The sequence below is a fragment of the Leyella stercorea genome, assembly GCF_021531355.1.
GTDB lineage: Bacteria > Bacteroidota > Bacteroidia > Bacteroidales > Bacteroidaceae > Prevotella.
On sequence record NZ_JADYTS010000013.1, the window covers coordinates 37036 to 48942 of the forward strand.

Sequence of the window (11907 nt, forward strand, 5' to 3'; positions counted from 1 at the left end):
TGTTTTTTCCTTAAAACCAATATTACCTGCAAAGGTAACTGATTTTAAGGAGAAAACATACTCGCGGTGTTCCTTTCTTATATTAATATAAGGTTATAATCTTATATTAATACAATATTCTACGTTTTAAAGAAATGCAATTGTCAAGCCTGCCATTACGATGCTAACCATCGACATGAGCTTGATGAGGATGTTGAGCGACGGACCTGAGGTGTCCTTAAACGGGTCGCCTACGGTGTCGCCTACGATAGTGGCCTTGTGGTTCTCGCTACCCTTACCTCCGTAGTGGCCCTCCTCTATCATCTTCTTGGCGTTGTCCCAAGCTCCTCCTGAGTTGGACATGAACACGGCGAGGGTGAAACCTGCTGCCAATCCGCCTGTAAGCAATCCAAGTACGCCAGCCACTCCGAGCACCAGTCCCACAACAATCGGGATGATGATGGCGAGCAACGACGGCAATATCATCTCGCGCTGGGCGCTTCGTGTGCTTATCTCTACGCAACGGCCATAGTCGGGCGTAGCCTTGCCTTCGAGTATTCCCTTTATCTCGCGGAACTGACGGCGCACCTCCTGCACCATCGACTCGGCTGCACGACCCACGGCTCCCATTGTCAGTCCGCAGAAGAGGAATGCTGCCATGGCTCCGAGGAACGCTCCTACGAGCACCTTAGGATTGATTAGGTTCACCTGGAAGAACTCGATGAAGTCGACGGTCGAGGCATTCGTCGGGTCGAACACGTTGCCGGCTGCATCGATATATTGCTTGCCGTTGTCCACGGCACGTATCATTGCTATCTTTATCTCTTCGATGTACGATGCCAGCAGGGCAAGGGCTGTGAGTGCAGCCGAACCTATTGCAAATCCCTTACCGGTGGCTGCGGTGGTGTTACCGAGTGCATCGAGAGCGTCGGTACGCTCGCGCACCTCCTTGCCTAAGCCGCTCATCTCTGCATTACCGCCTGCATTGTCGGCTATCGGACCGTAAGCGTCGGTGGCAAGGGTTATGCCGAGCGTTGAGAGCATGCCCACTGCGGCTATACCTATGCCGTAAAGACCGGTACTGATGGACTTTGCCGATAGCGACATGTCAAATCCATTGGCGCAAAGATAGCTCAACATGATGGCTACCGAGATAGTGACAACCGGTATCATCGTCGAAATCATTCCCGTACCTATACCTTTTATAATAACAGTGGCAGGACCTGTCTGCGAGGCTTCGGCTATCTTCTGCGTAGGCACATAGCTGTGCGAGGTGTAATATTCGGTGGCTTGACCTATCACGACACCTGCTATCAGTCCGCTGATGACCGAAAACGAGAGTCCCAACCAGTTTTCGATGCCAAGCATATAGAGTATCACGAACGTAGCAACGGCTATCAGACAGGCGCTGACGTTGGTGCCCAAGCCAAGCGAGTGGAGAAGTTCCTTCATCGTAGCGCCCTCCCTTGTACGCACCATGAAGATGCCGATGAGCGAAAGGAAAATACCGATGGCAGCAATAATCATCGGTGCTATGACGGCACGCAACTGCATGTCGCCATTCATGGCAAATGCTGTGGCTCCAAGAGCTGCAGTAGAGAGTATCGAACCGCAATAGCTCTCGTAGAGGTCGGCACCCATTCCGGCTACGTCGCCTACGTTGTCGCCTACATTATCGGCAATGGTTGCAGGATTGCGCGGGTCGTCCTCGGGTATGTTAGCCTCAACCTTGCCCACGAGGTCGGCTCCCACGTCGGCAGCCTTGGTGTAAATACCGCCACCCACACGGGCAAACAACGCCTGTGTAGAAGCACCCATTCCGAAGGTAAGCATAGTAGTGGTGATGGTGACGAGGGCTGTCGACTCGCCCTGATAGACGGCATTCAACACAATAAACCATATAGCAATGTCGAGCAGTCCGAGTCCGACAACGACCAGACCCATAACGGCTCCACTACGGAAAGCAATCTTCAGTCCTTTGTCAAGCCCCGTACGCGCTCCGTTGGCGGTACGCGCCGAAGCATAAGTAGCGGTTTTCATACCAAAGAAACCTGCCAATCCAGAGAACAATCCGCCGGTGAGGAATGCAAACGGAACCCACGGATTCTGCACCTTCAGCACATAAGCCATAAAAGCAAAGACGATGGCAAGCACCACAAAGACAATAGCCACAACCTTATACTGCTGCTTCAGATAAGCCATGGCACCCTTCCTGACATGCTCGGCGATTTCTTTCATTCGGTCAGTACCCTCTTCCTCTTTCATCATCGAGCGGAAGAAAAACCATGCCATTCCCAATGCTACAACGCTGGCAATAGGAATCAGCCAAAAAACTAAAGGGATGTTGTTCATAACGGTATATTTAAGTTTAATAATAGAATTAGTAGTCCGTCGTTACAAATTGATTATGCAAATATATAAAATATATTGATATGAAAGTAAAAAGAATAGAATAATAATTATTAAAGTTTATTTCATCGGCGAAAGAGAAATTATTATTATTACCTTTGCGGTAGTTTTTTTGAATATTGGGTTGAAATAGTGTTGTTAAATAACAAACAACATACAGATTTACAAACCTTTATAAATGAAGAAGTTTTTCGCGACAACGTTGATATACCAAAACGTCTTCTTCCTTAGTTAACTCTAACTATGGAAGGAGACGCTTTGTATATAGAATGAAATAATGTGGCAGTAATAGCGGAAGTGCATTGCTGTAACAGCTGCAGTTTACAAGCTGTAAGACAGAACTTATTCTTGATTATTATGCAGTCCTAATCCCTTCAACGCCTTGTCGGCAACCTTGTTAACGGCTTCGTTGGCCTTCTTGTTTGCCTCATTCACCTTTTCCGCAGCCTTCTGGCGTTCGGCATTTCTTTTCTCTTCCAACTTCTTCTTTCCCTCTGCAGCAGTGTTGCTGGCTTTGGCAGCAGCATCGTCCACGGCAGCCTTAGCGGCGTTCTCGGCTGTTGTGGTAGCATTTTTAACAGCTGACTTGGCAGCGTTCTTCACTGTTTCAGGAGCGTTCTTCACCATTTCGGCGGCAGCCTTTGCTGTCTCCACAACCGTTTCACCCTTTGCAATGGCAGGAGAAGCGAGCTGAACCACGTCGCTTGTGATGGCAGCCTTTGCGTCCTCAGCTGTTGCGGCTGCTGATGTAGGCAGGTTGATGATGCCGTTTACGAGACTTTCCACCGTGCTGTTGCCGCTGGCAATGGTCTTCAACGACTCGGCATTGTCATTGACAAACTTCTTAATAGCAGAACCGTAAGCTTTAGCCTCTTCCAACTTGCCTTCCTCAGCAAGGTTCTTATAGATGGTCTGGAGGTTGGCAAGAACCGAAATAGTGGTCTTCGCGTCCTTGGCGTCTATTGCCTTCTGAAGCTCTGCTGTGAGATTGTCGATGGTGGTCTTGTTGTCTTCGCTAAGCTCAGCACCGCCTTCTTCGTTAGCTACTACGGCAGCCGAATCAGCATTGGCTGCTGTGTTCTGTGTCTTGTTGCCGCAGCTTGAGAATGTGAGAGCAAGAGCTGCTGCAAAGACAAATGCTTTTTTCATATTTCCTTTATTTATTAGTTGACGTTGACAATATAATCATATAACGCTATATGACTTTGCAAATGTATATAATAAAATGGGAACAACAAAAAAATGCCTGGAGAATTTGGGCATAACGCCTTCTACAGAGCTACAGCAGGAAATGATTTGAAACAACTATCCAATGCCCTGTTTTAAGGCTGCCGACACGCTCCAAGTAACCGGCCTTTTTAAGGAACGCAATCTCACGTTTAGCGGTGGCATCAGACAACCCCGTTTTCTCGCAAAGCCTTTCTCGGCTCAGGTTCTTGTCATCGGAGAACATCTGCAAAATCAACTTCTGCCTCTCTGTCAAGTTTATTGGGTCATTTATTGAGTCATTTATTGGGTCATTCGATGAAGCAGATGCAACATTGTTTTGAATATGCAGAGTCAATTTAACTTGCATAAGTTCTGGTTGCTCTTGTAATCCATGCTTCTTTCGCTTGGCAATATTACTTCTATATTCTATTGAAGAACCCTTCGTATTCTTCATCCACTATTTTCCAAATGCCTTTTTTTCGACCTCCTTCTCTGACAATCAAGTTAAGGTCTGAAAGTTGTTTAAGGTATCGCTGTACTTGGCGTAGGGAAATGCCCATGTTCTCAGACATTTGCGTGGCATTGATTTGAGGTATTTGTGAAATCAATTTATAGATTTGCCGCTGAGCCTTTACAAATTCTTTTGTGACATTAGCTTTGGCTTTTACGACATCTCTGGTCTCTTTTACGACGTCTTTTACGACATCTTCGGGTGCTTTTACGACATGAGAATTATCTTTTATGACATCCATGGCATAATTGAGGTTCCACATGGTAACATGGAATTCAGAAGCATTGGAGTTGAACTCTGGAGCATGGTAATCCTCCAAATTCTCAAACCGCTTATATTCACCTATAATCTTCTTCATACCGCTACCTCTACGCTCCATAAGCTTTAAGCGATGAAAGAAATCAGCGAGCAAAGGGTTGCGACGTTTCGAAGGTACAGTCATAGGGTCAAGTTGTTGTATCAAGCGTCCATCAAACATACCGCCTGGGGAATACACCTCCATTCGGTCATCATACATATCAATGTGTATTTCGCTACCAAGCTCCATGTAATCCCTGTGAATGATGGCGTTACATATCACTTCTGTTACGGCACGTTCTGGATAATCGGGCAGTTCCTCCCGATAATCATCTTCTTTCCACCATCTTCGGTGTGAATTGTTCCGAACAAATGCGACCGCATCTTGCAATTGTCCGATAACGCTACCCTCCAGTTCTGCATCATCCAAAGCCTCGCCCAAACCGCTTGTCATGTCTAAGCCATTCCAACGGGTGCAAAATATACGAGAATGGCGTATTGGGGAGTCGTCAGCTAAAAGAGCACCAGCATTGGTAAGTTTTCCATCATTATCTACAATACCCCATGATACGAAATCACTATCATCAAACGATTGGTTCAACCGCTTGAAGTGTACGGATTTGAGCTTTGAGAAAGCCATATCCTCAAACTTATAGGGTGAAGGAATCGCATCAAAGGAGCGACCTGCACCTTGCATTACAAGACTTTTTAGTTGAAGTCGGTCAGCAACAACAGACTCATTGCCAACTCTTACAAATGCTAAGCGTTGCTTATCGCCTATATAGTAATATGGTGTTTCTTGCCCCTTGTAAACATGAAGCATCACAAGCTTCTTGCCTTCAACCTCTTTAAATTCAAGGTTGACAGCAGGTATAGGGTCAAGTTTTGTCTTTATCTCTTCGCTTATTCTTTCGGCATCGCTCTCTGCATCAGCAAGACCAACCACTTGGTCGTCGTCGCTGATGCCAAACACTAATGTTCCGCCTTCGCCATTGGCAAAGGCAGATACACTTTTTAGCCAACTCTTTGGTCGCTTTACTTCGAGCTGCTGTTTCTTGTCGTAGGCGGTTGCTTCGCCAATAAAGGAAAGTATATTCATAAATATCATTCATTTAAAATAGTATGCTTTAAGACATTCGCTCTATACACCTTTCTATGTCTTCCTTCACAATGACTTTGAGTGTCTTTTTATTGTATTCCGTAGTTTTAGCCAGTCTATTAGCTTGTTGCTCAATTGTTTTCTCAAAAAGATTCCTTACAAAGCGTGCATTACCAAAATCTATTTGTTTTTGGGAAAGTACATTTAACAAATACATTTTTGCAAATACTTTTGCATCCAAGGATAATTCATACTCTTGTTTTTGGAGATAGAACTCAAAAATGTCCATTAATTCCACTGCATTATAATCTGGAAAGTTAATATATCTATTGAAACGAGATTTTAGCCCAGGATTGGAATTTACAAACATCTTCATTTCATTTTCATATCCAGCAAGAACAACAACCAATCTATCACGATGGTCTTCCATGCGCTTTAGCAATGTTGCAATAGCCTCATGTCCATAATCTTGGGCTCCACCTTGTGCCAAGGTATAAGCTTCATCTATAAATAAAACGCCATCAAGTGCACTATCAATTATTTTGTTTGTTTTCACAGCTGTTTGCCCAATATATTCAGCAACAAGTCCAGACCTATCAGTTTCAATAAGTTGCCCTTTTTTAAGCACACCTAATTCTTTTAAGATTCCTGCTAACAACCGTGCTACAGTTGTCTTTCCGGTGCCAGGGTTTCCTGTAAAAATACAATGAAGTGATATCTTGGTTTCAGGAAGTCCCTGCTCAAGTCGTTTTTGATTCAACTTGATGAAATTAGCCCAAAAAAAAACTTCATCCTTCACAGAACTGAGACCTATTAATGACTTTAACTCTTCTTGGCAACTATCATAATGAACTTTCTCTCCTTTTTTACATCTGCTATCTTTACTTGATAATTCCTCTATTTCCACTAACTTTTTATTGCTCTCCATATTTTTAAAGACATATTCCTTTTGGAACAATCGGTATCCTGATAGTTTTTTTTCAGTAACAACAGAAGAGTTATGACAAGATGAAAACATAGGTTTTAGTTCTTCTATAGTTTTTATTAATACTTCACGTGGTCTTGAACCATTTGCAGGACCAAGAATTCCCAATGTCTCTAATTGGTCCATAAGTCTTCCTGCTCTATTATATCCAATAGAGAAACTTCGCTGTAGAAAAGAAGTTGAGCCGATTTGACTTGATACTATAAATTCCGCAGCATTTGGTAGAATAGGATCCAGATTGTCAACTGTCGTCTTATCTTGCTCACATGATATAACTGGAAGTCCCATTGGTTCAACAGGACCAGGTTGAATATAAATATAGTCAGTAACCTCCATTATTTCCTCCGTCGTAATTAAAGCACTCTGTAATAATGAAGAACTACCATCAAGAATATAAAGAAACTCACCATTGTTTTTTAATTCTTCAACATTATCTACTAGTTTTACTGCAGAGGATTCTATTGAGCAACATTTAAAAATGATTTTTACTTGAAAAGCCTCTATTATATTCTGATTAATAACAGATTCTACTGTTTGATTAGTGGTCGCTATAACATAAATCCCTACTGTAGCACCATATTTGCATAAATAGCTTAAAGACATTTCTGTTTCCTCAGGATCTTTCATCATTAATTTTCCGAATTCATCAATGACTACAATTATAGAAGCCCAAAACTCATGTCCATCTGCTATTTCTAACTGACAATTTACATATTTATTATTATATTCTTCTATATCATGTGTATCAGTCTTCTTTAGCATGTTCTTACGTATATCTACCAACCTACATAAGCTATTTAATGTATTATAAGCAGCTGTTGTGTTAATAACAACAGGCTCCTCTTGCTCTTCTATGGCGGCCATAAAGGATTTTGAAATCTTAGAAAATTTCGTTAACGAGTCCTTATTCATATCCAACATAACAAACTTTATTTCATTTGGATGTTTTTTGAATAACAGAGAAAGAATCATACATTCCAACAAATTAGATTTTCCACTTTTTCTATCTCCAACAATGAGGATACTATGAAGCAGTGCCAAATCTACAATACCATTTTCCCCACTAATTGGTCGACCCAAAATTAGTGGTAAAGCCATTTTACATTTTTGAAATTCACCTGTCTTAACTATACTTCTAATGGAATTTTTATGCATATCCATTTCTTCCAAAAGATTTGGATTTGGATAGCTATATCTTGCAAATGGTTCCTTAGGATTTAGTGGCATAGAAATATAGGTTTGTCGGTTATTATGTGATATATTATCGACTATTTCTTCCTTTTGTCTAGACTTTTCTATCTCAGAAAAAGAATGCATAGTTTTTTCTTGTTCATCAATATCTGTTTTGCCTTGCACATTATCTTTTTTAGATACAAACACAAGATAAAGTACCAACATTATACAAACGATAATACTTACACAAAATACTAAAGGAATCCATCCAAACTTGATTTGAATTCCTACAGCAATAACCAAAATCAATAAAAAAAGTAAACAAAATAAACAAGAAATGGTTCCACTAGAATTAGAAACCGTATTAACAGAGACTTCTTTCTGTTTACTTTTACTTATTCCTGTCTTCTTTACATATGATATACCTGTACCAGGCACACTTATATGAGCTGTTGTTCCGGTTGGTCCAAAAGTAACACCTACCCCACGTTTACCTATAGATGTGCTAATTCCTTTTTTCCCAAAGTTCAGACGAACACCTGGAGCTATTTTAACCGATTTCCTTATTCTTAATCCCATGACATCCTATCTTTTTTATTTGTTTTTACTATATGTTTACCTAATTAAACCCAAGATTTTTATTCAATCAATATTAGTACAACTTTTCTTCATCGATATATACCAAACAACATCTTACTTGCTGAAAATATCGGTGATGCTCTTTATTTTAAGGCACATATCCATTAACCAATTACAAGCCTCATCCCAATTTACAGAATCATTAATATCTATGTTTTTACTAATTAGAAAGCGACTTGCCTTCTTCGCTTTTCTCCATTCAATGGAATCTAAAGCTTTTTCTATTTCAGTTCTTTTTTCAAAGAATAGATTATAGATATCTTTATTATCTGGTATGTACAAACCTGCATTAATTTTATTCTTTTGGAAATGTACTTCCATACTGAGATGATAATCCGAACTACCCATACTTATATCATACCAATTCTGAGGATGAGCCTTTCGTTTTCTAAAAGTATGGGCAAACATTGTATTGTAATCCCATAGCTCTACAAAATGTTGCCAAAATTGGATTTGCAAAGATTGGGTTTTGATGACACCTACATTTTTCATAGCCTTTGCCCAGTCATTTGGACGCTCCACAACATTAAATTTTGGAGCAGGTTCACTATTGCCAATTTTCCATACTTCAATATCTATCAAAAAGAATGCGGAGCTATCATCTGTGTGCTGATTGAGCCATTCTATGGCTTTTTTGTGTTCATCACGAGCTCTTCTTACTATCCAAATAATAACTTCAGCATCTTTTCCCGAAGCATAAATTATGATCTTTCCTAAGTGATCGTGATTGGTTTCTTCTAACTGATTTTCAATAATGAATTTCCGTCCTGTTCCTTCTTCTGTGGCAAATAGATCAACATTAAAATCTCCTACACTTGACTCTTGTTCCTCTAAAACTAAATCAATCCCAATAACATCACTTAGCACACAAAGGTTTTCTTCTTTAGCCAACCATGGTGTGAAGTCATTTGCCTCATGTTTCCATATGGAACGCAAATCTGTTATCTGTTCTAATTTACCAAGCTTCATGTTCTAAAAATTTTATTCAAAGTTTATAAAATCGCTCACATGGCTTCCTGTAATTCGGAGAATCTTTTCATAGTTGCCAAATAAGGTTGTGCGGTATTTGTACACCGCTTGAAAACTATAGTTTAATTTACTCTAAGTTGTTCCGCCAACCATTTATTGGTCCCTTCTTCTTAAAGAATACCAATTTAAGCTTATTTAAATTTCCCATATTGTCAATAAATTGTTTTGATTGCAAATATAATAATTTAATATGATAAAAAGTAAAAAGCCTCAAAACTTATAATTAATTATAACAAACTTGTGCTTTATGTAATATGGTTTGTTCTTATTTGTTTTTTAGTAATTCGCGTCCTGTTAAAATCGAGACACTAATGAGATGATATATATATCAAATCACTGCTGTCCAAAGAAAAAATCATGTCCAAGATTTTTCTTTGGACAGCAGTGATTTAGATTCATATTTCTTTCCTCACTAAACGCCTTAATCTCGTCAGCAAGGACTTTCTGTAATTTCTCTTTTGGTATTATCAGCTGATAATCCGCCACTCCAATAGGCTTGCCCATATCTTCAAGTGCGAGTTCCACCTCTACACGGTCTTTTTCAGCACAGAGGATTATGCCAATGGAACGGTTCTCGTCTGCACCACGCTCAAGACGGTCGAGCAGAGAAAGATAATAGTTCATCTTTCCTGCATATTCTGGCTTGAAAGCACCAATCTTTAGGTCAACGGCAACAAGACTACGCAGCCCACGATGGAAAAACAGCATATCCACCTTACTTTCCTTGCCGTTATATTCCAACACATGCTGGTTGCCTATGAACGTGAAGCCATTGCCGAGTTCCATAAGGAAACGTGTGATGGCTTTTACAAGACGGTCTTCAAGTTCAAGCTCCAAAATAGGACTGGTCACCCCCAAGAAGCCGAGATTATAGCTGCTGCTGAACACTTCGTTGGCATACTGCACTTGTTCTGCAGGAAGAGTTCGGTCGAAATTGTTGTCTACTCTTGCCAATGCCTGTGTCTCATACATATTGAGTTTGATGGCATTGAGCAACAAGTCGCGATTCCAACCTTTTTCCACCGTCTTTGTGGCATAATAGAGTGTTGCATCATCATCTAATTCTTTGCTCAAAAGCAACATATTATGTGACCACGGCAAAAGTGCAACGCTGCGTTGCACTTTCTCATTATGTCCTGCGTAACGCTCATAGAATTTCTTCATGTTCCAAAGTTGGCGTGGTAAAACACCCATTTTAGGGTATCGTTCTTTTAGGTCTGCCGACAATCTTTTTACAACGCTGTCACCATACCCACTTTCAATTTTGCGTTCATGAAGCATTTGGCCAATTTCCCAATATGCGGTAGAGACATAGCCATTGAGAAGGTCAGCCTCTTCCACTTCAAGCAGTTTGCAATCTCCATAAGATTGGCCATATTTAGGAATAAGTTTGAATACAAAGATAGACATAAAACATAACAATCTCACATAAAAACAACGGAATTTATGTTTATTTATTAACTTGGTGAAGTTCTCTCACCGTAAATCAAACGGATATAACCATCTAAAATCGTGTAAAAAATATAAAACTCGGCAATTTCATAAAAGCAAAAATCCTAACTACTCAATATCAAGCAGTTAGGATTTCTTATGGTGCGCCTGAAAGGACTCGAACCTTCACGTCGCAGGACACTAGATCCTAAGTCTAGCGCGTCTACCAATTCCGCCACAAGCGCAGTGGGGTTTGTCGTTTGTTTTTCAAAACTTTTGCAAAGTTAATGAAAAAAGTTGGAACTCACAAAATATTAATGTGCTATTTAAATTCAAGTGATGTGCTATTTGAAAATGATTCGGCTCATATAATATTGTTGTGTTTTTAACAATCTGCATTTCTTATGCAAACAACTGTTTTACCCTATAAAGATAGAACTTCAGATCGTTCACTCCTCTGAATTCTGCCCTGAATGTTTTTAGCTTGCAGTTGAACGATTCTGCACTGGCGTTAGTTCTTTTGTCATTGAAGAAATTCAGTATTCTGTCATAATGGCTTTGAAACGTTTTGATGACTGTATTAAACTCTTCACAGTTCCATTGCTCAACCTGATTAAACCATAATGCGAGTTTAGGTCGTGCCACGTCCTTGTTATCGTAATCCGAATATATCTTACCCAATCTTAAAGCAAGATAATAAAACTCTTTCATGTCCGGGAATCGACAGAACAGAACCTTGGCTCTTTCTGCTTGTGATTCGGTCCAGTCATTCGGCTTTCTTACAAGTAACCTGCTGCATCTTACCATAAGCTGCTTAAGAGTGTCTCCACAGCTTAATATCTCAGGCTTGTATTCAAGCCCTTTCTCCTTGTACAAAGCACGCATGCGATTATCCTCTGCCATCACTTCCCAACGGTGCTTTATACGTAAGTCCTGAAGAGCATCATACATAAGTTTCTGCACATGGAATCGGTCAACGACCTGCTCTGCATTGGGAAAACACTTACGTACTATCTTATACATAGAGTTTGACATGTCCATAGTAACAGACTTGACTATTGCACGTTTGCCGGCAGGAAGACGCTGTAACTTCTTGATTATAAAGTCTGATTTCACTCCCTTTACCATTGCAACCAGCGTACCCTT

The 11907-nt window shown here is 40.5% G+C and carries 8 protein-coding genes and 1 tRNA gene; all 9 read right to left on the bottom strand.

Annotated features, from left to right (window positions below; translation table 11 throughout):
• Positions 1 to 126: 126 nt before the first annotated feature.
• On the bottom strand, positions 127 to 2331 hold the full coding sequence (locus I6E38_RS05115) for a sodium-translocating pyrophosphatase (RefSeq protein WP_235392982.1): 2205 nt from the start codon (positions 2329 to 2331) through the stop codon (positions 127 to 129).
• A gap of 399 nt (positions 2332 to 2730) precedes the next feature.
• Positions 2731 to 3537: a hypothetical protein gene (locus tag I6E38_RS05120; protein WP_235392983.1), complete on the bottom strand. Its 807-nt coding sequence runs from the start codon at positions 3535 to 3537 to the stop codon at positions 2731 to 2733.
• Between the two features lie 130 nt (positions 3538 to 3667).
• A complete protein-coding gene (locus I6E38_RS05125; protein WP_235392984.1) occupies positions 3668 to 4051 on the bottom strand; it encodes an HTH domain-containing protein in 384 nt (127 codons plus the stop codon).
• Positions 4017 to 5504, bottom strand: a complete 1488-nt coding sequence (locus I6E38_RS05130) for an ATP-binding protein (RefSeq protein WP_235392985.1) — start codon at positions 5502 to 5504, stop codon at positions 4017 to 4019. Before I6E38_RS05130 ends, I6E38_RS05125 begins: the two co-directional genes overlap by 35 nt.
• A gap of 28 nt (positions 5505 to 5532) precedes the next feature.
• A complete protein-coding gene (locus I6E38_RS05135; RefSeq protein WP_235392986.1) occupies positions 5533 to 8241 on the bottom strand; it encodes a DUF4236 domain-containing protein in 2709 nt (902 codons plus the stop codon).
• Positions 8242 to 8355: 114 nt separating this feature from the next.
• The gene (locus I6E38_RS05140; protein ID WP_235392987.1) at positions 8356 to 9270 is read right to left on the bottom strand and encodes a DUF4268 domain-containing protein; all 915 of its coding nucleotides are present in this window, start codon (positions 9268 to 9270) and stop codon (positions 8356 to 8358) included.
• Positions 9271 to 9663: 393 nt separating this feature from the next.
• On the bottom strand, positions 9664 to 10740 hold the full coding sequence (locus tag I6E38_RS05145) for a PDDEXK nuclease domain-containing protein (RefSeq protein ID WP_407936642.1): 1077 nt from the start codon (positions 10738 to 10740) through the stop codon (positions 9664 to 9666).
• Positions 10741 to 10921: 181 nt separating this feature from the next.
• Positions 10922 to 11006: transfer RNA gene (locus tag I6E38_RS05150), tRNA-Leu, on the bottom strand.
• Between the two features lie 157 nt (positions 11007 to 11163).
• Positions 11164 to 11907: ISAon1 family transposase (locus I6E38_RS05155; RefSeq protein WP_235392988.1), on the bottom strand; the 744-nt coding region annotated here is incomplete at its 5' end.